Annotated in this window: 23 protein-coding genes; 10 read left to right on the top strand and 13 right to left on the bottom strand. The window is 38.1% G+C overall.

Features of this window, described 5'->3' with window-relative positions:
- Positions 1–175 precede the first annotated feature (175 nt).
- Together NST09_RS06140 and NST09_RS06135 are read right to left on the bottom strand one after the other, a co-directional pair.
- Positions 176–1,678 (bottom strand): kelch repeat-containing protein, encoded by a 1,503-nt coding sequence (locus NST09_RS06140; RefSeq protein WP_268440329.1) that lies wholly within the window; start codon positions 1,676–1,678, stop codon positions 176–178.
- Between the two features lie 146 nt (positions 1,679–1,824).
- Positions 1,825–2,439: a TetR/AcrR family transcriptional regulator gene (locus NST09_RS06135; protein WP_058213846.1), complete on the bottom strand. Its 615-nt coding sequence runs from the start codon at positions 2,437–2,439 to the stop codon at positions 1,825–1,827.
- Positions 2,440–2,651: 212 nt separating this feature from the next.
- Between NST09_RS06135 and NST09_RS06130 the strand changes: the two genes are divergently transcribed.
- Positions 2,652–3,764 (top strand): NAD(P)-dependent alcohol dehydrogenase, encoded by a 1,113-nt coding sequence (locus NST09_RS06130; RefSeq protein WP_065460212.1) that lies wholly within the window; start codon positions 2,652–2,654, stop codon positions 3,762–3,764.
- Positions 3,765–3,842: 78 nt separating this feature from the next.
- On the opposite strand, the gene alr is transcribed toward NST09_RS06130, so the two are convergent.
- The gene (alr, locus tag NST09_RS06125) at positions 3,843–5,024 is read right to left on the bottom strand and encodes an alanine racemase (protein WP_342493446.1); all 1,182 of its coding nucleotides are present in this window, start codon (positions 5,022–5,024) and stop codon (positions 3,843–3,845) included.
- Between the two features lie 251 nt (positions 5,025–5,275).
- On the opposite strand from alr, the gene NST09_RS06120 reads away from it, so the two are divergent.
- Entirely contained in the window at positions 5,276–5,539 is a 264-nt protein-coding gene (locus NST09_RS06120; RefSeq protein WP_024720168.1) for a hypothetical protein, read from the top strand.
- A gap of 793 nt (positions 5,540–6,332) precedes the next feature.
- On the opposite strand, the gene NST09_RS06115 is transcribed toward NST09_RS06120, so the two are convergent.
- From NST09_RS06115 to NST09_RS06105, 3 genes are all read right to left on the bottom strand, one after another.
- Positions 6,333–7,466 carry a Rap family tetratricopeptide repeat protein gene (locus NST09_RS06115; RefSeq protein ID WP_342493445.1) on the bottom strand — a complete coding sequence of 378 codons (1,134 nt, stop codon included), beginning with the start codon at positions 7,464–7,466 and terminating at the stop codon, positions 6,333–6,335.
- A 128-nt stretch (positions 7,467–7,594) separates the two neighbouring features.
- Positions 7,595–8,014, bottom strand: a complete 420-nt coding sequence (locus NST09_RS06110) for a GNAT family N-acetyltransferase (protein WP_342493444.1) — start codon at positions 8,012–8,014, stop codon at positions 7,595–7,597.
- Between the two features lie 11 nt (positions 8,015–8,025).
- Entirely contained in the window at positions 8,026–8,604 is a 579-nt protein-coding gene (locus NST09_RS06105) for a TetR/AcrR family transcriptional regulator (RefSeq protein WP_342493443.1), read from the bottom strand.
- A 181-nt stretch (positions 8,605–8,785) separates the two neighbouring features.
- Between NST09_RS06105 and lpdA the strand changes: the two genes are divergently transcribed.
- The gene (lpdA, locus tag NST09_RS06100; RefSeq protein WP_342493442.1) at positions 8,786–10,180 is read left to right on the top strand and encodes a dihydrolipoyl dehydrogenase; all 1,395 of its coding nucleotides are present in this window, start codon (positions 8,786–8,788) and stop codon (positions 10,178–10,180) included.
- 114 nt (positions 10,181–10,294) lie between these two features.
- Here the strand turns inward: lpdA and NST09_RS06095 are convergent, their stop codons facing one another.
- A complete protein-coding gene (locus tag NST09_RS06095; protein WP_342493441.1) occupies positions 10,295–11,455 on the bottom strand; it encodes an MFS transporter in 1,161 nt (386 codons plus the stop codon).
- Positions 11,456–11,564: 109 nt separating this feature from the next.
- Between NST09_RS06095 and NST09_RS06090 the strand changes: the two genes are divergently transcribed.
- Entirely contained in the window at positions 11,565–12,470 is a 906-nt protein-coding gene (locus NST09_RS06090) for a LysR family transcriptional regulator (RefSeq protein ID WP_017367054.1), read from the top strand.
- Between the two features lie 16 nt (positions 12,471–12,486).
- Positions 12,487–13,050: a GNAT family protein gene (locus NST09_RS06085; RefSeq protein ID WP_342493440.1), complete on the top strand. Its 564-nt coding sequence runs from the start codon at positions 12,487–12,489 to the stop codon at positions 13,048–13,050.
- Positions 13,051–13,054: 4 nt separating this feature from the next.
- Here NST09_RS06085 and NST09_RS06080 read toward each other — a convergent pair whose 3' ends face one another.
- The gene (locus NST09_RS06080; RefSeq protein ID WP_342493439.1) at positions 13,055–13,579 is read right to left on the bottom strand and encodes a DinB family protein; all 525 of its coding nucleotides are present in this window, start codon (positions 13,577–13,579) and stop codon (positions 13,055–13,057) included.
- A gap of 192 nt (positions 13,580–13,771) precedes the next feature.
- Here NST09_RS06080 and NST09_RS06075 point away from each other — a divergent pair, with 192 nt between their 5' ends.
- Positions 13,772–14,470 carry an amino acid racemase gene (locus NST09_RS06075; RefSeq protein ID WP_017367051.1) on the top strand — a complete coding sequence of 233 codons (699 nt, stop codon included), beginning with the start codon at positions 13,772–13,774 and terminating at the stop codon, positions 14,468–14,470.
- 23 nt (positions 14,471–14,493) lie between these two features.
- The gene (locus NST09_RS06070) at positions 14,494–15,369 is read left to right on the top strand and encodes a LysR family transcriptional regulator (RefSeq protein ID WP_206114284.1); all 876 of its coding nucleotides are present in this window, start codon (positions 14,494–14,496) and stop codon (positions 15,367–15,369) included.
- 44 nt (positions 15,370–15,413) lie between these two features.
- On the opposite strand, the gene NST09_RS06065 is transcribed toward NST09_RS06070, so the two are convergent.
- The gene (locus NST09_RS06065; RefSeq protein WP_342493438.1) at positions 15,414–16,310 is read right to left on the bottom strand and encodes a macrolide 2'-phosphotransferase; all 897 of its coding nucleotides are present in this window, start codon (positions 16,308–16,310) and stop codon (positions 15,414–15,416) included.
- Between the two features lie 593 nt (positions 16,311–16,903).
- Here NST09_RS06065 and NST09_RS06060 point away from each other — a divergent pair.
- Complete coding sequence (locus tag NST09_RS06060; protein WP_035392368.1) at positions 16,904–17,152, top strand: DUF2651 family protein; 249 nt, start codon at positions 16,904–16,906, stop codon at positions 17,150–17,152.
- Between the two features lie 41 nt (positions 17,153–17,193).
- On the opposite strand, the gene NST09_RS06055 is transcribed toward NST09_RS06060, so the two are convergent.
- Positions 17,194–18,024, bottom strand: coding sequence for an SMI1/KNR4 family protein (locus tag NST09_RS06055; RefSeq protein ID WP_138825574.1), 831 nt, complete (start codon positions 18,022–18,024; stop codon positions 17,194–17,196).
- Positions 18,025–18,289: 265 nt separating this feature from the next.
- On the opposite strand from NST09_RS06055, the gene NST09_RS06050 reads away from it, so the two are divergent.
- Together NST09_RS06050 and NST09_RS06045 are read left to right on the top strand one after the other, a co-directional pair.
- Positions 18,290–19,108 carry an oxidoreductase gene (locus NST09_RS06050; protein ID WP_008348355.1) on the top strand — a complete coding sequence of 273 codons (819 nt, stop codon included), beginning with the start codon at positions 18,290–18,292 and terminating at the stop codon, positions 19,106–19,108.
- Between the two features lie 72 nt (positions 19,109–19,180).
- Positions 19,181–19,837 (top strand): TetR/AcrR family transcriptional regulator, encoded by a 657-nt coding sequence (locus NST09_RS06045; protein WP_008348357.1) that lies wholly within the window; start codon positions 19,181–19,183, stop codon positions 19,835–19,837.
- Positions 19,838–20,584: 747 nt separating this feature from the next.
- Here the strand turns inward: NST09_RS06045 and catA are convergent.
- The 3 genes from catA to NST09_RS06030 all read right to left on the bottom strand — a co-directional run bounded on the left by catA (position 20,585) and on the right by NST09_RS06030 (position 22,600).
- Complete coding sequence (gene catA, locus NST09_RS06040) at positions 20,585–21,247, bottom strand: type A chloramphenicol O-acetyltransferase (protein ID WP_342493437.1); 663 nt, start codon at positions 21,245–21,247, stop codon at positions 20,585–20,587.
- Positions 21,248–21,552: 305 nt separating this feature from the next.
- Entirely contained in the window at positions 21,553–22,155 is a 603-nt protein-coding gene (locus NST09_RS06035) for a hypothetical protein (protein ID WP_056704913.1), read from the bottom strand.
- Positions 22,148–22,600 carry a GNAT family N-acetyltransferase gene (locus NST09_RS06030; protein WP_017359634.1) on the bottom strand — a complete coding sequence of 151 codons (453 nt, stop codon included), beginning with the start codon at positions 22,598–22,600 and terminating at the stop codon, positions 22,148–22,150. Before NST09_RS06030 ends, NST09_RS06035 begins: the two co-directional genes overlap by 8 nt.
- Between the last annotated feature and the right edge of the window lie 129 nt (positions 22,601–22,729).

The raw sequence follows: 22,729 nt of genomic DNA, 5'->3' as shown, positions 1-22,729 counted from the left end.
AAAAGTCCTTTATTCTAGGGCTTATCAACCCTGACAATTTTATTATCGGACGTGGTTATGGGATGTTTAGCAGATTTTTAAAAAATATCTTGTTTTTTTATGATATTAATCCTATTTTTAACAATAATGTAAAATATAAAAAGCTGCTAACCTATTTTTAGCAGCTTTCATTTTATTAATATTGCTTGATATCAAACATTAAGATATTTTGGTACACCACGTAATCTTTCTTACTTGTGAAAGGTCCTTTATTGTGTTCATCATTGATCTCATAAAAGTTCATTCCGATTCCAAAGCTTCTTTCTTTATACCAATTAAGAAAATCGTTGATTTCTTTCATTGAGAGCAGATAATCCTTTTGTAACCCATTGATCATGGTAATGGAAAGTATACCTTTCGCAGTTTCTTCTCCTGGTTTTGTTCCATCTTGGTCTTTCGGCTCTTCTGTTGTGCCGTCACCTGGTTTTGTTCCATCTTGGTCTTTCGGCTCTTCTGTTGTGCCGTCACCTGGCTTTGTTCCGTCTTGATCTTTCGGCTCTTCTGTTGTGCCGTCACCTGGCTTTGTCCCGTCCTGATCTTTTGGCTCTTCGGTTGTACCATCACCTGGCTTTGTCCCGTCCTGATCTTTTGGCTCTTCGGTTGACCCATCATCTGGCTTTGTTTCATCTTCAACAATTTGTAAGCCATTTATTGAGATAGAAATTACTGATTTGAAGTCGTTTTTAACCGATTTGGAATGATAATATTCTTTAAAGTTCCTCCCACCTATGATATATATCGTACCGCCAAGAGTTACAGCACTTGATCCCACTCTAGCTTCAGGCAATTCACTTATACTTTTTTTCACAGAATTAGAATCGACATCATAATATTGTGAATATGGTGATATTGGGCTGGATCTGTCATCGTCATACTGACCGCCTACCATAAACAATTTTCCCTGATATGTTGTAAACGCTGCCCCTAGTTGATAAAACTTCAACTTTGATTTCGTTTGTACCCATTGGTTTGTTTCAATGTTATATTCATACACTTGGGCATTCTTGGCATTACTAACTGTTCTTTCTCCACCTGTGACATAAATTTTGTTGTTAATAACTTCTGACATAGACATACCAGTAAATTGCTGAGGAAACATTTTCAATTGTTGCCATGTATCCGTTTTTGTATCATAACTATAAAAATTATGTTCTTGATAAGGACTTTTATTCGTTGCAAGAATATAAATCTTATCATTTACAACACTCGCGCTTATATCACCTTTTGTCACAGCTAGGTTTGGTATATTAATTGGTGTTTCGAACCATGTATCGGATTCTACATCATAAATATCAATTGTTTTTGTGCTATCTTGATATGCTCCTCCAATGACATATATTTTTTTCCCTATCGCCACTGCCGCACTATCTGTTCTTTCTCTTGGCATATCAGCTTTTGAGCTCCACTCATTTTTGTAAGGATCATACATGTAGGTATTTTTATTACTATGTGATTTTTGACTGCTTCCCCCAAAAACAAAAATTTTCCCATCTACTACTACAGAACTAGAATGAAGTCTCTCTTCCGGTAAGTCCGCTCGCTTCGTCCAACCATTTGTCTCAGCTGCATGAGCATTTAACGGATGAATTGTGACCATCATAAAAATGGTCAAAAGCACTAAAAATAATCCTTTTTTCATCATTTATTTCCCCCATATCTTAAATATCCCTCCTTTTATCGACATATTTGGAATAAAATTTAATTTTTATCATTGTGCCCCATCATAAATTCAGGATGCACTTATTTCTATTAATATCTTTCTACATATATCAAATTTATCTGACATTACCTTTTCATAATCGCTTCTTCATCTTTCAGCTGAATCATGAGTGAGGATTGAATATATAATAAATTGATAATGCGGCGTGCCATTTCTGAGGGAGATGCATTGTAGTCATTTCTGATCCATTCAATTATAAAACCGAAAATGCCGTATGAGCGATACTGGACAAAATAACTGTCGTTGATTTCTGCATACTGATCACTCACAAACGACATTCTATTTTGGAAAATATATTGTATTTTCTTAAGCAATTGTTCTTGTATGTGGGGAATTCGGTCTTCCATCACTAATAAATCATAATAGTCGCGATTTTCAACGATATATTGAAATACATCAGTGCCCTCTGGTTTCATGCGAGTTAAATCCAACAGTGGATTTTCACGAGTCGGCTTACAAAATTCATATTCGAAATCGACCATTTCCCGGTGAATAACATCTGCTGCTAATTCATCTTTACTTTCATAATGCACATAAAACGTCGTCCGATTATAGTTTGCCTTTTCCACAATATCCTTCACTTTTACGTGCGAATATCCTTTTTCTTTTACTAGTATTTTGAATGTTTGACGAAGTGTTTCTTTTGTTCGCTCAACACGGCGATCCTCTTTTTTGATCATGGGCCCCTCCTTTAGACACTTTTTAAAAAATGTTGATTAGAGATACATAATTTCATTTGTGTTGAAAACCTATACAAAAAAGATTTTTTGCTGATTGAAACGGAAAATCTTTCGTCCTACAATCAACTTAGTCATAAAGAAATGAATTTTTTGTGACATTTGATCTAACTTCTTTAGAATATCATACTATATAAAAAGTGAGGGCACATGATATGGAAATTCAAGCGATGGTCACAACAAATGAAAAAGATTTCGAGAAACAAACACTATTACTAGATGATCCAAAAGCAGATGAAGTGCTTGTTAAAATTGTTGCATCTGGCGTTTGTCATACGGATGCCACTGTATTAGATGGCACGCTTCCTGTCCCACGTCCTGCTTTATTAGGACATGAAGGCTCTGGTATTGTCGTGAAAGCAGGTTCTAATGTCACAACCGTTCAAGAAGGAGACCACGTTGTACTAGGTTTCGCTTATTGCGGTCATTGCCATAATTGTCTTGACGGGAACGCTGGTGGATGTGAAAACATGATTCCACTGAATTTTTCTGGTCGTAATAAACATAATGAAACGCCTATCCATACACATGATCATCAAGATGTATCACAATTTTTTGGTCAATCGTCATTTGGTACATATGCAACGGTTGATGAGAAAAATGTGGTGAAAGTAGACAAAGAAACTGATTTACGTTATTTAGGACCATTTGGCTGCGGCTTAATGACTGGGAGCGGTACTGTCTTAAATTCACTTGCTCCAGCTCCAGGTACAAGCTTTGTTGTGTTCGGTACAGGCGCTGTTGGTTTAAGTGGGTTAATGGCAGCAAAAATTGCAGGCTGTGATCCGATTATTGCCGTTGATATCCATGATAGCCGCCTTGAGTTAGCAAAAGAATTAGGTGCAACACATGTCATCAACAGTAAACATGAGAATCCAACTGAAAAAATCAAGGAAATCACAGAAGGAAAAGGGGCACATTACTCATTTGAAACAACTGGAGTACCAGAAGTCACACTAGCTGCCCTTCACTGCCTGCGTGTCAAAGGAACTTGTGCAACAGTAGCAGTAGGAAAACGCGATTTAACGTTTAATGTGACCAATGATCTCATGCTCAATGCGCTCACGTTAAAAGGTGTGATAGAAGGAGATGCCGTTCCTCAACTATTCATTCCTAAACTAGTCAAGTTCTTTAAAAATGGACAATTCCCAGTTGAGAAACTAGCAAAATTCTACGAATTAGAAGAGATTGAACAAGCTTTTGAAGATTCTAAAAACGGATCTACGATTAAACCAATTCTAATTTTAGATAAAGAGTATCGAGCTTAAGTCGTAATGAGACATGAAACTCAAAATCCCCCTTTCCATATAAAGGGGGATTTTTGCAATTTCATGCTCTCCTTACCTTTACACATACATCACAGGTGTCGATATTTTAATAACCTTCCCGCCTCGACGATAAAACCTTGGAACACGGCGGCTTAATGTTGCAATGACTTCATAGTTAATCGTATTGAGCATTTCAGCAATTTCATCAACAGAAATTTCTCCGCCCTTTTGACGGCCATAAATGACGACTTCCTCGCCTTGCTTTGCTTTCATTTCCCCTAAACTGATCATCGTCATATCCATTGTGACTCGGCCAGCAATCGGCATTCTTTCTCCGCGGAAAAGCATAAACCCTCGATTGGATAAAGCACGTGAGTACCCATCTGCATAGCCAATCGGTATGGTCGCAATGACTTCGTCAGGCTTTGCTACATAGGTTGCCCCATAGCTGACGGTTCTTGGCTTTGTCACCATTTTCTTCACGAACGCAATTCTTGCTTTTAAACTAAGAGCGGGCTCTAGCTGAACAGCGTCTAAGCTTTCAATGTATTGCGAGGGATACAATCCATAAAGTCCGATACCAAGCCGGATCATATCGGCGCTAAATTCAGGAAACGCAATCGAAGCAGCTGTATTGTTCATATGTACGGTCGGCAGTTTGATCCCTTCTTCTTTCAAAAACCGAAGAAAATCAATGAAGATGCTGTGCTGCAGCAACGTGAAATCAGGGTCAGGCTCATCCGCAGTGGAGAAATGCGTAAATATTCCATCCCACCTCAGGTTTTCACTCTTTTCAAGCGCCTTCACCACCGCTAACAGCTCTTCCTTTGTCCGTACACCTAATCGCCCCATCCCTGTGTCAACATTGACATGAATCCCAAGCCGGCGCTGGCTTTCTTCTTCCGCTAAGATCTCATTTGCTTGAGCAATCCAATCTTCACGAAGGCCAGATAGATCAATTCTCCAGGCTGCGGCCCTTTTCACACAGTCGAGCGGTGTAAATCCAAGAACCAAAATCGGCGCTTCAATTTTTGCTCTTCGCAGCACAATGCCTTCCTCTAAGCTAGCAACTGCGAGCTCCGTCGCACCGCTTTCTAGTGCCTGCCGCGCTACCTCCACTGAACCGTGTCCATAAGCATTCGCCTTCACGACAGCCATGATCTTACTTTTTCTTGGAATATGCGCTTGAATGGCTTCAATATTTCTTTTAATCGCATCAAGATTGACTTCAATCCAGACTTCCCGGCAAAGTTTTTGCATGTATTTCTCCTCCTAATCAATTTAATCATCCCTTTATCCATTTTCGCTTTTATGCGTAGTCTATCTTTATTCATTTTTAGGAAAAAACATTCAATCATGCCAAAAACAAATAATTCCTAAATATGTATATTTTTTGAATTTTTATTTATTTAGACATTTTTTGACATTATTCTCCTACTAGACGTGCTATTCTTATAACCATCTGTTAAACATTGGTTTAATAGAAAAATAAGGAAAAGGGAGATGTTTTAATGTTTAAGGGAAAAATGAAAAAAATAGTGGGAGCTACTCTCTTCACTGGTGCTTTAATGTTCTCTGCAATTCCTGCTGATGCCGCTTCGAATTTAATCCCTATTAGGGACAAGTATGATGGCTATCAATATCAATGGAATGGCTACAATAGCAGTGGAGTAGCAACCGTCACCGTTTTCTTTAGAGATTCGAATGGTAAGTCTTACTCTAATACTTATGAATGTGTCACTGTTATAAGCGGCACTTGTTATGTTTACGAATAATGTAAAGATGCAAAAAAATCTGCCCCCTTTATTAGGGCAGATTTTTTTGCTTCACATACTTAGAGGCCTCACATGAAATTGTTGTGATTCCCCCTAGTAATCATTTTTCATGTGGTACACTTTTCTAGCTATTCTCATATTATTAACAACATTCAACATTGAATCGATATAAAGGCGAAAAAGAAATTTACATTGGCAATTCAAATTTTGAATGAGTTTATAGTGGGGTTTTGCGAATGAAAAATGAGACTTGAGAACTTTTGAATCTTTGTTGTTCTAGTATCGGCTTATACTGCCTGCTAATCAGAATGTTAGATTCATGAATGCTTTGCTAACTATTGATTTTGATTAAAATCTTTAGCGATAAGAAAGGTGACAATCAAATAGAAGATTGTTCCGAAAAACATACCATTTAACAAACTGATTAACAACATCTGACAAATCAGACCAACATAATAAGACACTGGCGTCCCTGGAAATACAGCCATATTGAAGAGGCTAATCATAAAGGTTAAAACAAAAAATATACTGAAAACCCTTCGAAATAATGTTGATTTTAACATTGTCATTTTACTTCCTCCTCAATATCTTTTCTATGGGAAAAATATTCTTTATTCATAGCATATATACCGTCTTAAAATAAAAAGCCCTTAAGGGGCTTTTTATTTAAGCAGTATAACCGATACTTGCCGTATGACCTCTCCTAGCTTCATCATGACTTGCTGTCACTTCAGATGTAAAATAGCTAACAATACTGATGACACTGATCACTGCGCATACTACTGATAACGTTTTAAATTTCATACTGACAGTCCCCCCGCTTTACTTGAGTTTGGAAATAAAGAATTTTTTCATAGAAATGCATCGCATTGTCTTTATCTCCCATCTCATTATAATATTTTGCAGCATCTTTTGCTAAGTCTTCAAGGTCAGGATACATGGACTTCATCTCTAACCATTCTGAAATTTTTTCTAGTTGTTCAAAATTGTTGTCAACGTATAGTGATTTTAAAAACGTAAAGATATGTAACAACACATGATCTTTCAGCTTTTCAGATAGTTCTATACCGTTATGTAATGCATACGTACCTAGATCCTGTGCGTTCTTTTTAAAATAGGATTTTGATAACATAACGAGAGGGTCTAAAATTCGATTTAAATGCTCGTACCCCTGCTCTTTAAATGCTCGAATCGAGTCATTAAAGTGAACAATTGCTTGTGCTAGGTCACCATGATGGAAATAACTCAACCCTAAATTATAGAGCGCTGACCCTTTTAGTCTTTTTGTTGAGTGATCTGCAGCTTGTTCAAGCGCACGTTCAAAATGTGGAATGGCTTTTTCGGGGCAGCCCATATCAATATAGTTTAATCCAATGACAAAAGAACACTGGATTTCTCTGACTGTGTATGTATCTTTTTCTCGGTAACATTCTATCGCCTGTGCGATATGGCGCATGGACATGTGGGTTTGTTTCATGTGGTAATAGATTTCCGCCATCTTGTAATTGAACTCGGCACGTTCAATATCGTCGCTGACAAGAGACAGCTTTTTTTCTGCTCGCTTATAGAAGGTAATCGCATTGAGGTATTCGTAGTTTTCAAATTCATACATCCCATAGAAAAAATTAAAGTAATACTCAAGCAATCCTGTTAATTTCTCTTGATCTTTTTTTATCTTCACTGCAAGTTCCCTGAAGTTCGCTCGTTCTTTCCCATTTTCTAAAGGATTCAAGTAATCTAGCATTAATTTATGTCTGAACTCCATGAGTGAGAAATACAATAATAAATCTTGATTCTCTTCCATATGATCAATCATTGATTTGATTTCTTCTTTATATGCTTCGGCGTCCGGTACATTAAATCGTTGAATATGATAATACCATTCATTGATTTTCAAACCGACGTGAGAAGAAAGCACTTTCTCCATCAGCTCTTACCCCTTCCTCTATTTTCCCTACAATGACATATATTATCATTTTATGAATCATTCGACACCGAAAATAAACCGCAAAAAAGCCCTATAAAGGGCCGTGTGAATGATAGATAACATGACTTCTATTCATAAATAAGCACCCAGTATTTCGCCCCAGGTTCCCCTTCCTCTACAACAGCCTTCCATCCTCTTTTTTGATAAAAAGACAAAGCTTTGTGATTTTCGGATACACATTTGAGGGTGACTGGTGTTCCGAGCACTTTGATCGCATGTTTCAGCAACAGATCGCCAGCCCCTTGACCAGCAGCTTCTGGATGTACAAACAAGAGATGAATAAAACGATCTGGTACATATAATGAGATGAATCCAAAGATTTTATTGCTCTCCTGAGCTATGAAAATTTGCTCTTCCTGCGTATCTTGATCAAAATCTTGCAGATTGATTTCTTCTGTATTGAGCCAGTGAAAGCTCTGACATCGGGATTCTAAATAGATTTGTCTTAATTGTGGATAATCTTCTATGCTTGCTTCTCTAATCAACATCGCAACATCCCCTATGTTTGTTCATTGGACTCTAAAATGTGTTTTGCCTGTGTTCTGCCTGCCAATAACAATTGATCACTGAACTGCGAGTCATTGACAGCACGCGCAAGAGCAATTGTACCAATCATGCTGCTTACTAGTGCGTAACTTGTAGAGAGGCTTATGTTTCCCGTATCGGCTATAAACGCCATAAACCGTTTCAATTCATCGGTATAAGCTTCTCGTACCTCTTGCGATAATTGAGAAATCTCCCCTGCCAGCGCAGGCAGTATACAGCCGACTTCCGTCTGATCACGGTGAACGGAACTTAAATAAAATTCAATAATCGTCTGAATTCGAGGCTGATCTGCTTTCTTATCTGCAACACTTTGCAGCAGCTTGATCGTATCAGTAATAGCAAAATAAAAAGTCTCTATCACCAACTGATCCTTGTTCTTAAAGTGAGCGTAAAACCCTCCATGAGTTAGACCTGCCCCTTTCATAATGTATGGCAAACTGATACTACGGACGCCATTTGTTCGAAATGCTCGTGCAGCACTTGCGATGATCTGCTCTCTCACTTTTGACTTATGACCTTTCGGATAAGGCATCCTCTTTTCTCCTTCCTTTTAACTCATCTAAGTGTATTTATTAAAATATTATAATTATCATATTATCTTGTGTCAATTGACTAAAATCCACCTTTACTCACTCAGATGGCATTGACTTCGCCAAAATATGATGATTATAATATATTATGATCATCATATTTTGAAATTGGAGGTGCAAGAAATGATTCATTTAGAAACAGTAGATACATTAGTGATTGGATCAGGTCCGGGAGGCTACGTGGCGGCGTTACGTTCAGCTCATCTCGGCATGAAGACAGCGATAGTAGAACGTGATCAGTTAGGTGGCGTATGCACCCATGTAGGCTGTATCCCTTCTAAAGCGCTAATAGCAGAAGCAGAGCGGTTCAAACTCCGCACACAATGGGGTGGTTTTCAAGATGGCGGCTCTTTCAATGAAGCTCAAGCGTTCAAAAAAGCTGTTGTGGAAAAACAAGCTGGAGGCGTCCAATTTTTGTTAAAGTCAGCAGGAGTTACCATTTTGGAAGGCGAGGCAAGCTTGTTCGATCAGCATACAGCGGTGATTCAACATGCCGAAAAAGGTGAAAAGCGAATCAACTTCAAACACCTTATATTAGCAACAGGCTCACGTCCAATTGAAATTAAATCACTCCCTTTCGGAGGTCGTATATTATCGTCCACTGAAGCACTCTCCCTTCTCGAGATCCCTAAAAGCCTTGTCGTAGTTGGGGGTGGATATATTGGTGTTGAACTCGGACAGATGTTTGCAAGGTTTGGATCAAAAGTCACCATTCTGGAAGGCGGCAATCAAGTATTGCCTGGCTTTGAAAGTGGACTTGTCTCGCCTGTTGTTCGACAATTGAAAGAAGATGGCATCACCGTGATTACAGGAGCAAACGTCATAGATGCCGAGCAGCATATGAGCGGAATTGATCTTCATTATGAGAAACAGAAAGAAAGCTACACGTTGAAAACAGATTATGCACTGATTACTGTCGGAAGAAAACCGAATACAGATGGAACATTAGGTCTCCATTCTATCGGTTTGTCCATTAACCCTAACGGACTGGTTAAAATTGATGAACAATGCAGAACATCCATTCCGCACATATATGCGATTGGTGATATCACCGAGGGTCCTGCTCTGGCTCATAAAGCTTCCTATGAAGCGAAGGTGGCAGCAGAGGCAATCGCCGGGAAACCTTCGATGATCGATTATAAAACGATCCCACTTGTTGTGTTTTCCAGCCCAGAATTGACGAGTGTTGGACTGAGCGAAACGGATTGCAAACAACAATCCATTCCGACTGTTATTGGAAAAACAATGTTCTCTATTAATGGTCGAGCACTGGCATTAAAAGAACCAGAAGGATTTGTGAAGATTGTGGCCCATGCTGAATCTGGCCTTATTTTAGGAGCACAAATCGTAGGTGCAGAGGCATCTACTCTTATATCAGAACTTTCTCTCTCTATTGAAATTGGTGCTACAGTAGAAGATTTAGCCATGACGATTCATCCTCACCCAACATTAGGTGAAATGATCATGGAAGCTGCAGAAATGGCCACTCGTAAAGTTGAAAAATACCTTTCACGATAATTCATTCAGGTGCATCTTTTAAAGATTGAGCAAAATAATCGCCATAGCCTACTTAGGAATAGGCTATGGCGATTTCAATTGAGTCATGATATAAAAGCAGCGGTATATTGATCTTTAATTGGATACCTCTTCACGTTTTTTTCCTAACTTCATCGATAACTGAACGCCAATCATCAGCATCACGATGGCGAGCATTGCGACAATAGCAGCTTGAAAATGTCCGCTGATATCGAAAATCAAACCGATTAAAAATGGACCAAATCCTCCCATGATGTACCCGCCCATCTGCGACATCGCGGACCATGTACCGGCTTCTTCTGGCGTACGCGTTTCAATAATAGGCAGCATAAGCGCCAAAGGAAATAATCCACCTGCTCCAATCCCTAGAAAAATAACAGCTGGCAGGATCGGCATTGGCAGTAGAAGGAATAGGAGGCCAATCAGCTCTGACAAACTGCATAAGATCAGAAATAATTTCGGCTTTCCTAGACGATTGACGATTGCTGGAACAAGTAGTGCCACCGGAATCTGAATGAGCGTAAATATCGTAAGCAGCATGGCGGCATACTGCGGACTATTCCCAAAATTAAGCGCAATGGGTGAAATCCACGCTGTTAACGAATAGAACATGCTTGACATAAAGCCAAAGAACAAAGTAAATTGAATAGCTTTTTTGTTTCGTAGCGGTAATCTCAGCGGCACGTCTGCATGATCTGCTTGTTGGTTTTTACGAGCTAGACCGAGCCATAAAATCAGTGCAATAACGCCTAAAACCGCCCAGCAGGCTAACGCAAGTGGAAGGTTATGCTCACTGCGAAGGTAAATCGGAATGGTCAAGCCCGAAGCAAGTGCAGCGCCAACTGTCATCGATATAGAGTACACACTGACAATCCCAGGACTTTTCGGAAAATACTTTTTAATAAAACTAGACAACAATGGTCCGGCAAAACTAATTCCAACTCCTCCTGCAAAAGCAGTCATGAGAAGGATGGTAACCGTTTGACTTGTACCACGCAGTCCAGTCGCAATTGTGATAAGAAAAATCGAGAAAAAAAGAGTTCTCTCTAATCCAAACCGGCGGCTTAGTTTCGTTGCTACAGGGGCAAACACTCCCATGCACAAGACCGGCAAAGTGGTTAAAAGACTTGCCGTGAGTGCACTAACGCCAAGGTCTGATTGAATCATGCTCATCATAGAAGCCACGGATGTAATGATTGGGCGCAAGTTTAAGGCAGCTAAAAATAAAGCAGCTAAATAAAATATTTTTTTTATCAATACTCTTCTTCCTCTCTTATCTTGTTGAGGTTACTATGAGTATAAATCCGCTTCATTCATTGATCAATACAATAATTCGTATTATGATGATAGGAAAATACTATCATTAATGAAAGGATGGCATATGGATACTCGTCACATTACCTATTTTATGGCTGTATTCGATCATTTACATTTCACAAAGGCTGCAGAGCAACTAGGTATATCACAGCCTACATTAAGCCAACAGATTCAGCTGCTTGAGGCTGAAGTTGGGATGCCGCTCTTTGACCGAATCGGTAAAAAAGTAGTTGCAACTGAAGCTGGTTCGCTTCTTTATCAATATGGCATGAAAATGCTTCAGGCTGAGCGAGATGCCAAAAATGCTATGAAAGAACTCTTATCTGAACAGCGGGGTACCGTTCGGCTTGCCGTCCTTCCCTCTGATCTTGACTTTCAGCTTGTTCCGCTTTTTGTAGAATTTAAAACGCTGTATCCAGAGATCAACCTAAAGGCTTTTTCGACCATCTTTGTTCGTGACGAGGTGCTCTCACATAAAGTCGATATCGGAATTGGGCTGCGCGGGCCTGCGGATAAACGACTGATTCAAATTCCACTTGGCGATGAGCCCTACGAATTGTTTGTTCACTCAGACAGTGAACTGGCAAAAAGGCGTGAAGTGACGCTAAAAGAGCTGACAAAGCATGCACTGGTCATGTATCCAAAAGGCTACCTAGGAAGAGATTTGGTCGATGACGTATGTAAAGAACACGGTTTTGAATTGGACACGGTCATGGATGTTGGGTCTGCCACTTCACTATTGCAGTTGGTTGAAGCCGGGATCGGCGCCACCATCCAGCCAAGAGGGCTGTTAAAGCAACATTCAGCATGGCCTAATATTGTCTCTATCCCTATTTCTGCCCCTGCTCCTGTTCGGCATCTTGAATTAACGTATTATGCCGATCGATTTGTGACCAAAGCGCAAAAACAGCTATCTGAATGGCTAATAGACTTTTTCAAATCAAGAACAAACTAAAAAGTGAGGGTAACACATGAAGAATGCAAACAGCATATTTACAAGAACAAGCCGGATTGTGATTCGCCAGTTTGATCAGCAGGATATTGAAGCATTTTATCAATACCGATCAAACCCCTCTATTGCCACATTTCAATCTTGGGAAAACTACACGCACGAAGACGCTGAATTATTTGTTCAACACCAAATGACGCAACAACCTAATCAACCAGGGACGTGGTTTCAATACGCGATTGCCTTATCTGAATCCAATCAGTTGATAGGAGATTGCGCCATTCATACACTCGGCAGCGAGCCTAGAATCGTTGAAATAGGATTTACACTCGCGCCTGAATTTCAAGGAAAGGGCTATATTCATGAAGCCTTGAATTCAATGATCGAATATATTTTCACTACACTGAACAAGCATAAAATCATTGCCTTTACAGATGTACGAAACGAAAAATCTATTCGAGTGCTGGAACGTTTAGACATGAGACGCGAAGGACATTTGCTACAAAATTATATGTCAAAAGGACATTGGGTCGATGAGTATCAATATGCGATTCTTCAATCCGAGTGGGCCGCGAAGCGTCATTAATCATTTATTTCCTATTCAAAATCCCTAAATAAGCGCTCCACGGTCCTACATCGGTTCGATATCGTTCCGCCATGATCCGAACAATTTGGGAGATATGGGTGAAATCATGGACAACCCACGCAGAAAGTAATTCGCTCACTTGCACGACGCCGAATTCTGGATGGACGCCCTTTTTCTCTAGATCAAGACTTGAATGTGTCATACGCTGAATGTATGCCACATTCTCCATCCGTACATGATGAAACTCCGCTAGTGCTTGTTCTATCTGTCTTTCAGTTTGATTCAAATGGGAGTAGCGGTCAAATGCAGGAAATGGGGTATTCTCTCCATCAGCAAGAATGACATTTAATCGGGGAATCCAGTTGAATTTCTCTGCTTCAATCAAATGTTCAATGACTTCAACGGGATTCCACGTTCCCTCCCCTTCACGACTGTGAAGCCAATCCTTCGATAAACCTGACAAAAGACTTTCTAATGTACGAGGAGTTCGACTCAACATATCTAAAGCTTCATCCAAATTGAAATTCATATGGTAGCTCCTTTAGCAATTTTTCTTTATTCTAATGTTTTTTGATTAGATTGCAACTCATACCTCAAAACAGATAAAGAAGAAAATAAAAGGTGCTTTTAATCAACCTTCTATATACAAATAGAACTTTTCTATAACACTCACCATCCTTTCTTTTTTTATAATAAAAAAAAATGAAATGTGGTGATATTGATGTCTACAACGATTGGGATTATGGGCGGTATGGGCCCTTTAGCGACGATTGATCTGATGAAAAAAATCATCTCTCATACACCAGCTATTAAAGATCAGGATCATCTCCATGTGATTGCTGATAATGATCCGCAAATCCCTGATAGAACCAATGCCATATTTGGGAAAGGCGAAGATCCTACAGAATATATGATTGCATCAACTAAAAGATTAGAACGCGCAGGAGCGGACTTTATTCTAATTGCATGCAATACCGCTCACTTCTTTTTAGAAAATGTACAACAATCCACTCATATCCCTATCATGAATATGCCATTAGAAACCGCGAAGCACCTGAACAAACATTACTATACGTCTGTGGGCTTACTATGTACTGATGGCACATTAAAAACCCAGCTCTATCAAAAGGCTTGTGCCCATCACAAGATTGATGTCATGACTCCTAGTGAAAATCTTCAGAAAAACGTGATGAATGGGATTTATGCCGTGAAAGCAGGAAAATTGAGTAAAGGCGAAAGTGAACTGGCGTTAGCTGCAGAAATTTTAATCAATCAAGGAGCAGAAGCCATCATTGCCGGCTGTACAGAAATTCCTTTAGTTCTAAGGTCAACCAAAGCTGTGAAAGTGATTGACCCTACTGTCATTTTGGCGAAAGAAGCTGTAAAATTAGTGTATGAGCTTGAGAAGCTAAACATTTAAAGAACGTCATATAAGGGGATAACATGAATATTGAGAATATAGAAGCGTTTATTTATGTATGCCAGCTAGGCAGTATCAATAAAGCTGCAGAAGCACTGTATTTAACCCAGCCTTCTGTATCGGCACGTATTCAATCGTTAGAAAAAGAATTAGACCTGAAATTATTTGATAGACAGAGAAATAAACTATCTCTGACGGAAAAAGGTGAACAGTTTTACCCGCATGCCAAAAAGATTCTCCATTCGTATCAAGAAGCAAAGCATAGTCTCAAACAAACGATGATCCCTTATGAATTGACGATTGGATGCGCATCCTCTATTTCCAATAATCTATTGCCTAACATATTGCCCGCCCTAAAAGAAAAATACGAAAATCTGAAAGTGAAAATTGTAACAGGACATTCAAAGGATGTTGTCCAAAAAGTGATTAACAACCAAGTAGACTTTGGCATTGTCAGGACTGAAACACATCCTCAAATTGAATCAATCCCGATTTTCAGCGATCCAATCGGGCTGTTCGTCCCAACTCATCACCCGCTTGCCAGCCTAGGCAACATCAATATGAATGAACTAGAAGAACAACCTTTTATTTTCTTTGACTATGGGTCATTTGATTGGTTGATGCTCCACCGATTATTTCAAAAAAACAACATCACACCGAACATTTCCATTGAGGTTGATCATATGGAAACTGCAAAAAATTTAGTGCTACAAGGAATGGGACTATCGTTTCTTCCTCATCATTGTGTTAGAAATGAAGTAGAACAAGGAACACTAAAACAAATTTCAATTGAGCCATCTATCAATTTCAACATCAATATTGAGTTCATTTATAAAAAAGGAAAATCCAAATCCGTTTTCATTGATCAACTCAAACAGTTTTTTCATGAATTAGATTAAAAAAAGCCCTTTTTAGGGGCTTTTTTTGGATTTGTTCTGATTGATTAGCTTTCGTTTGCCAACATGTATGCTGCCGTTTCATACATATCTTTCAATCCTGATCTCTGTGCGTACTCGGCCACAGTGATCGCACTTGTCGTCAGAAGTTCTATTATATGTTCATCCATTCCTGACCAAGTTCTCCCGCCTGCTTTTTCATACGCATGGATAAGTTTCGTTAATCCTTCTTTCCCAAAGAGAAGTTGATGCGACAAAAAGTCTGCAGATACATCACCAACCCCCACTTCAGACCAATCAATCACACCGGTAACACATTGATTTTCATCAATCAGAATGTGACCAGGATGCAAATCTCCATGCTTCACTCCTACAAAAGGCGGCCATAAAGAATCTTTAGCTAGCCATTCTTGCCAGCGCTCCCATAAACCGCTGTTAATGGTGTATTGCGATTTGACACGTTCCATTCGCTGTTTCATTGATCCTCTTAATTCATGAGCACTGAGCATCTCCACACCGATCGTTTTAAAAGGCTGTTGATCTAAGGAATGTACATTCGCTAAAACTCTTCCTAATGATTCATAATAAGCTTGCGGTACATTCGTTTGGTCAAATCTCCACTCATAAGATTGCTGTTCCACATCAATACTAGCCGCCGGTACCCCCTCTAATTGTTTATAAGCAATCAGACTTTCTGTAAAGATAGACCACTTAGGAACCTGAAAGTGAACCTGATTACTAATGTAATCTAATGTCTTTTTTTCTTGTAAGGTATGTTTCATTGATTCAGGTCTGCGAGGCATTCTTATTATCCATTGATCACCATGTAAATCTTCGACGTGAGCGACACGGAAATCCACACCTGATTCATTTATTTTGATGGTATTCTCTAAAATCTCTAATCCGTGATGTTTGACTAACTGCTTTAATTCCAGTCTATTCATATCCAATCCTCCAATTGTTCATTTAGTCATGATCAATAGGCATCAAGAATATCATCACAAAACCCACAAACAGGCTACTTTATGTGGTCAGAGTAAACAAAGCTAGACATATGCCTTTCTTTGCATCATAAAAAACATACAAAAAAAGACAGACCGATTAGCTGCCTCTTTTCTAGTGAAATTGCATACTTTCCCGCTGAAGATCATTAAAAATGTGCAGACTACCCCGTTTACTCCGTTTGATGAAAACAGAGCCTTTGAACATATGAAATTACTGATTCAAAGTTTTCTGGCGTAATCTTCCTGCATGCATCATTTTTAACCATCCTCCTCTATATCATATAAATTTACTATACTTTATTTAAATATGACTTTCAATAAGATGACAAAAAGAAAGATTTAAAATCATCAAAAACCCTTTAAATTACATAAAATGAAATAATTTCATTTTTATGTGTTATGATATGGTTATTGATTCTTCTGTCTAATATAATTTATTAAACTCAAAAACCCGATGTACTATGAATTTTGAGTGTAAGAGAGACAATGAGAACAAATCAAATGTAGCTAAGTCATTTAAAAGGAGAATGGATATGACTCATTTAGAATTCGCATTCGGCTTGCTTCCAGTCAGTATGATCATCGCTTCTTTTATCGTCACATTGTTTGTACAAAAGGTTTATTTCATGCCAATTGTGAGCTTTATCATTTTGCTCATTCTGACATTTACACTTTTCAATGTCTCTTTCTTTGGCTGGGCTGTTGTTTACACTTTAGGCTCATTCATTGCTTCATATATAGCATTATTCATTATGAAAATTTTAAATAAAAAGAGATCATAAACTACTTTCGAAAAGCCCTAGAAAGGGCTTTTCATCTTTCACTATCGTTTTTTCACTGGATGAATGTCCTCTCCCAAAAAGGCGGTATTCGGATCTTCACTATTTTCTAGAAATTCAGCAATTTCTTGCAGCTCTTGATTAATACGGTCATTCCTTGGCATATCTGGGTTTAACAGAAGGTTGGAGTGAATAGCAGTAGCTGTTTCATACAAGACATGTTGATCTTTTATCTGTTGAATGCACTGTTTCATGCGCGAGAAAAACCATGCGATCTCTTCAATGTCTTCCATCGGATAATGTGCCATTTTGAAGAGATTCTGCTGACGAAGGTCTCCTCTCTCAAAAATGTGTTCAAGCTCTTCTTTACTGATATATAAATCCGAAGCTTCCTCCTCAATCTCTATTACTTCAACCATGGCGTCGTCAGCTGTATATAACCGCTTAACAAATTCATCGAAACTATCTGCCAGCTTAAAATCTACTTCCAGCTCTAAATCGAAATAGTGAATAGGAGGATGTTCCTTCGTTTCTCGATAATCCATGGCAATCCATGTATCTTCTTCCCCGCTGATGAAAACAAATCCCTCTGGTAGCTCCAATTCATCACTTAACTGAACACTATTCATAATTCCATCATCTTTAGCGATTCCTCTTAGATGATCGAATTGAACATGATCCTCTGCCCATGAATTCGGCCGTTCGGTTGGAAAAGCATTACGAACTGTAAAACCACCATTCCATTCTAAAATGAGTTTTTTGTATGTATCGGGTAAAGTGACTCCAAGTGTTCCCTCTGCTTCACGAATTTGTTCCTCATCTATCTTTTCTAACGTAAAAGGACTCTCTTCATCTTTCTCCCAGAATGATTTCAAATTCAAAATGGATGCCTCCCAGTATTTATTGAGATAAGTATATCATTCATATTTTTAAAATGACCACCAGATCCTCCGGCCATTGGCGGTCAAAGTATTAAACACCTTTTTTGTACTCTTAAAGCGTTTCATGGTCATAAATTCGACCATTAAAACAAATGATAAAACATCTTCATATTCCCCTTTACAGTTGACCGTCAGTCATTTATAATTGACCCTAAGTCATATATAATTGACCAAAGGTCATTAAAAGGAGGAAGAACGAATGAGTAAAAAAGTTGCTCTTATCACAGGTGCATCAGCAGGTATTGGAAAGTCCACAGCAATTGAATTAAATAAGAAAGGTTTTATTGTTTATGGTGCTGCTCGTCGAAAAGAAATGATGGAGGATCTCATCTCTCAAGGAATTCACACCATTTCACTTGATGTCACTGATGAAGAGTCTATGGTAAACTGTGTACGTGAGATTTTGGACAAAGAAGGAAGAATCGACGTGCTTGTCAATAATGCGGGCTATGGCTCATATGGTGCGGTGGAGGATGTATCTATGGAAGAAGCTCGAAGACAAGTAGAAGTCAACCTGTTTGGACTGGCCAGAATGACGCAGCTTGTTCTGCCTAATATGAGACAAAACAACTATGGAAAGATCGTCAATATTTCTTCTATGGGTGGTAAAGTGTGGACATCATTTGGCGCATGGTATCACGCTACAAAATTTGCAGTAGAAGGTTTTTCTGATTGCTTACGGTTAGAAGTTGAACCATTTGGTATTGATGTGATTGTTGTGGAACCTGGCGGGATCGCAACCGATTGGGGCGTCATTGCAGCAGAAAAACTTAAAACTGCTTCAGCAAAAGGAGCTTATAAAGAAGCTGCCAACAAATCAGCAGATAATATGGTAAAAACGTATTCAGGAAGTAATTTAACAAAACCAGATGTCATTGCAAATACAATTGTGAAAGCTGTCACTGTAACGAAACCTAAAACGCGCTATTTGGTTGGGTTTGGTGCTAAACCTATGGTGTTTATGAAAAATCTCCTGGGTGATCGTACGTTTGACAAAATCATTAAAAGATTCAGCTAATCACTTGCTCCCCTAAATATCTCTTTGTCTGACTCCAAATCAAAATTACCTTTGAAATGGAGGTTGAAAATAATGAAACGAGCGATGACAGATGAAGCGAAGGCTCTAAGAGCTCAAGCGATTTTAGATAAAGCAGCAGCGCTTTTTGAGACACATGAATATAACCAAATCAAAATGTCAGATATCGCCAAAGAAACGAAGCTATCAAAGGGCATACTATTTGTTTATTTCAAAACAAAAGAAGCTCTTTTCTTCCAACTATTATGCCGGGAATATGTAAAGAGACTAGAACGCTTCATTGAAATTATTTCTGAAACACAGATCAAAAAACTTCAGGATATCAAACAACTTTTTCTGAAAGAATTGGAAGAAATCATTGATAAAAATCCTATGTACATTAGATTAGAAGCCATTCGCACGTCTGTTTTGGAAAGAAACATCGACTCTGATACCATGCTTCAATCAAAACTGTTATTATTTCAAAAGCTAACGGAAATGACAGACTTACTTTGTTCAAATGATGTGATCAATGAGGCGCAAGTGATGGATATTTTTCAAGCTGAAGCAGCGATTATCACTGGATGCAAACTCACTGCCACTTTACCAGATGAAGTCATTACTATTATTGAAAATCATAATTTGCATGAATTTAAACGAGATTTTAAAACAGATGTGATGAATACAATGTCTTTTTATCTTGATGGTTATTTACACAACCTTGAGGCTTGACATAAAATGTTGTGCACAACAAAAGTGCATACAACACTTACATCTTCCTCATGTTCATGATGATTTTGACTGAAGCCAATATGAAAACAGACCTCCTTAAGGTCTGTTTTCATATGTTTTATACATTTTGAGATGCTGTGCGTCGAGCAATCATCGTCGTGTTTCGACATGTTTTTTGTTGTTCTTTGATTGTTGTATTCCGCATTGATTTTGTTTTAATAATTTCAAAATTTTATTTAACCTTTTGTTGGGCTGTTATTTAATTTGTTAATCTTTTTTATGTTGTCATAAACCATAACTTGTTTAATATTTATCAAAATCGAAACCATATTTCCTGTAAACCCTAGCAGCATAATGAATTGCTATGGTTGAATTAACGTTCTATATTCCATTACTACGTAGTTTATCACCTATCTTTAATTGACTTAGAAGCTTAAATATACTCAGAATCATCACAAATCACTTTTCAGGCCTACTCTTGAAAACAGTTTCAAGCTGAAATTTTCTACATCCCCCACTCGCAATTCATTAAGTTCCCTTATATTCCATTTATTATCACATGATAGAATTTACAAAACACCGAAAAGAAACCGCAAAAATAATTGAGAAACAAATCTTTATTGCCATTAATAGCTACTTGTCACGTTTAAATTTTCATCAAAAAACAAAAAAGCAGACTCATTTAAGTCTGCTTTAAGCTATCTTCTAAATTCCACGGGAACACCTTTTGCAAATCACTCCTGACATTCAGGACATATCCAATGAATCGTTTAACCACTCTTCACAATGTTCTATAAGCCGTTTCAAATATTCAACATATTGACCGACATAATAGCCATCACAAACAGCATGATGGACTTGAATCGCAACTGGCAAGATGATTTTTTCTTCTTTCATCTTAAATTGACCTAACGTAAATATTGGTAGTAAATAAGTTATATCTGTAGATACATTAAGGTTAAAAGAAGTAAAATCAATCCACGGCAGACTTGAAATATTGAACATGTTTTCTGGCATATGAGGTTTCGGAAATAGGTTGCTGCTTTTGCTGTAAGTGTCCATGTCCGCTACACAGCTTTTATAAAACCGAGCAAAGTTTTCGTCATAAGGCGTCCAAATACTTGAAAACGTCTGTGTTTCTTTATTTAAAATTGTATAACTAGGATGGAGAATCTCCCAGTAACCAAGTGCATCGTCCACTTGATCCATCCGAAATTCCGGTATATTTTGCACAGCTCTTGCTAACAAATAAATTTGCACAGGATATACTTTTAGCCTTTTTTCTTTTAATATTGCATACAATTTTGTGATGTCTAGATCGATCACCAGACTATATGTGCATCGGGTTACCGTCATATAATGATGAAAGTGCTCTTTTCTCGGATAATTTTCATCTATTTGTTTAAACATTTTTTATCTCCTCCTGAATGTAATTGCTTGTATTCAGGAGGAAGCTTTATCTGTTTTTACCACCACAATCATCCTTTCAAGAGTTATGTCATGTTTCTGTCCATTCAAAGTCTACCATGAGCTTTGTTTATGATAAAGCCTCCAGCAACTCTTCGTAAGTAATCTTCCCTAACGTGAACTGTTCTAGTGATATATATATTTCTCCCCTGCCAATATAGAATTTGTAATTATCAGCGCTATCCTCTATTCACTTCTACCTTTACTATAGAAGCTTTTTAATTGATTTATCGTACCCAGCCAAATCATCAATTTGATAATAACCGACGGTTAACAATAGGCATGAAAAAGTGAAGAATGATGCCTCCGAAACAAATCGTTAATATGGTTCCAACACCGATAGGTCCTTTGCATATAAAAGCTAATATGAAGAAAAATGCATATAATATTGTTCTCGAAAATGCGATCGTTCTTTTTGAAATATCTCGAAGAATGAGTGTTAAATGATCAATTGGTGTTGATGCGAATTTTGTTTGAAGATATACGGCTGTTCCAAGACCAATGAATATCAAACCAGCTCCAAAGCAAGTCAGTTTGCTAAACCACATACTTGTATCAATGACATATTTGATGAGGAGTAACCACAGATCAATACCGATTCCAGTCACGAACGCTGTAATCAAACCTAAAAAAACAGGTTTTTTTCTCACTAATATAGAATTGCAAATTAAGATGATGATAGAAATCAAGACCTCCCAGCTCCCTACGGTAAGACCAAATTCTTTGGAAAGGCCAACTAAAAGGGCATCAAATGGGGAAGCACCTAGTCCTGATTGTATTGTTAATGAAATTCCTAAACTTAATACGAGTACACCTAAACCGTAAGAAACATACTTTTTTTTATTAGACATGATCTCTACTTAAAGATAATTCTTTTATCATTAAAACGTGCAGAATCCCGTCTTCCATAAATTCATCTGAAGCAGTTTGAAAACCAAGTTTTTTATAAAAACCTTCTGCTTGTGTTTGTCCATGCAGCTTTATCTTTGTAATTCCTTTTTCTTGCATGATTTTTTCCAGTTCTCTGATAATCACTTTGCCTAAACCGTACTTACGATAAGGTTTTAGGATGCAAATTCGTTCCAATTTACCTGTACCATCCACAATACGCACCCGACCTGTGCCGACAGGTTCATTCTCATGGCATACCAAGACATGCTGACATTGTTCCTGAAGAGTGTCAAATTGATCAAATTCTTCAGACTCAGGTACTTGCTGTTCATCAATAAAGACCGACTTTCTAATATTAAGAGCAACTTGTAAGTCATTTTCAGTTGTTATTTTTTTTATATGCATTGTTTATCAATCCTTTTCTGATATTAGTCTGAACCAGGTGAAGCATTTATATGGTCTTATACTAGTAAGAATAAAATATTTTTATTGCAATTACAACAAAAATGCAGGTTTTTTTAAGATAGTGGGCAT

The organism is Bacillus sp. FSL W7-1346 (genome assembly GCF_038593335.1).
GTDB classification, from domain to species: Bacteria; Bacillota; Bacilli; order Bacillales; family Bacillaceae; genus Bacillus; species Bacillus altitudinis.
The sequence above is the reverse complement of the archived record's forward strand: the minus strand, read 5'-3'. Positions and strand labels throughout refer to the sequence as shown.

Coding starts and splice junctions, on each gene's coding strand:
- NST09_RS06140 (WP_268440329.1), bottom strand. CDS start 1,678: ATGAAAAAAGGATTATTTTTAGTGCTTTTGACCATTTTTATGATGGTC.
- NST09_RS06135 (WP_058213846.1), bottom strand. CDS start 2,439: ATGATCAAAAAAGAGGATCGCCGTGTTGAGCGAACAAAAGAAACACTT.
- NST09_RS06130 (WP_065460212.1), top strand. CDS start 2,652: ATGGAAATTCAAGCGATGGTCACAACAAATGAAAAAGATTTCGAGAAA.
- alr (WP_342493446.1), bottom strand. CDS start 5,024: ATGCAAAAACTTTGCCGGGAAGTCTGGATTGAAGTCAATCTTGATGCG.
- NST09_RS06120 (WP_024720168.1), top strand. CDS start 5,276: ATGTTTAAGGGAAAAATGAAAAAAATAGTGGGAGCTACTCTCTTCACT.
- NST09_RS06115 (WP_342493445.1), bottom strand. CDS start 7,466: ATGGAGAAAGTGCTTTCTTCTCACGTCGGTTTGAAAATCAATGAATGG.
- NST09_RS06110 (WP_342493444.1), bottom strand. CDS start 8,014: ATGTTGATTAGAGAAGCAAGCATAGAAGATTATCCACAATTAAGACAA.
- NST09_RS06105 (WP_342493443.1), bottom strand. CDS start 8,604: ATGCCTTATCCGAAAGGTCATAAGTCAAAAGTGAGAGAGCAGATCATC.
- lpdA (WP_342493442.1), top strand. CDS start 8,786: ATGATTCATTTAGAAACAGTAGATACATTAGTGATTGGATCAGGTCCG.
- NST09_RS06090 (WP_017367054.1), top strand. CDS start 11,565: ATGAAAGGATGGCATATGGATACTCGTCACATTACCTATTTTATGGCT.
- NST09_RS06085 (WP_342493440.1), top strand. CDS start 12,487: ATGAAGAATGCAAACAGCATATTTACAAGAACAAGCCGGATTGTGATT.
- NST09_RS06080 (WP_342493439.1), bottom strand. CDS start 13,579: ATGAATTTCAATTTGGATGAAGCTTTAGATATGTTGAGTCGAACTCCT.
- NST09_RS06075 (WP_017367051.1), top strand. CDS start 13,772: ATGTCTACAACGATTGGGATTATGGGCGGTATGGGCCCTTTAGCGACG.
- NST09_RS06070 (WP_206114284.1), top strand. CDS start 14,494: ATGAATATTGAGAATATAGAAGCGTTTATTTATGTATGCCAGCTAGGC.
- NST09_RS06065 (WP_342493438.1), bottom strand. CDS start 16,310: ATGAATAGACTGGAATTAAAGCAGTTAGTCAAACATCACGGATTAGAG.
- NST09_RS06060 (WP_035392368.1), top strand. CDS start 16,904: ATGACTCATTTAGAATTCGCATTCGGCTTGCTTCCAGTCAGTATGATC.
- NST09_RS06050 (WP_008348355.1), top strand. CDS start 18,290: ATGAGTAAAAAAGTTGCTCTTATCACAGGTGCATCAGCAGGTATTGGA.
- NST09_RS06045 (WP_008348357.1), top strand. CDS start 19,181: ATGAAACGAGCGATGACAGATGAAGCGAAGGCTCTAAGAGCTCAAGCG.
- catA (WP_342493437.1), bottom strand. CDS start 21,247: ATGTTTAAACAAATAGATGAAAATTATCCGAGAAAAGAGCACTTTCAT.
- NST09_RS06035 (WP_056704913.1), bottom strand. CDS start 22,155: ATGTCTAATAAAAAAAAGTATGTTTCTTACGGTTTAGGTGTACTCGTA.
- NST09_RS06030 (WP_017359634.1), bottom strand. CDS start 22,600: ATGCATATAAAAAAAATAACAACTGAAAATGACTTACAAGTTGCTCTT.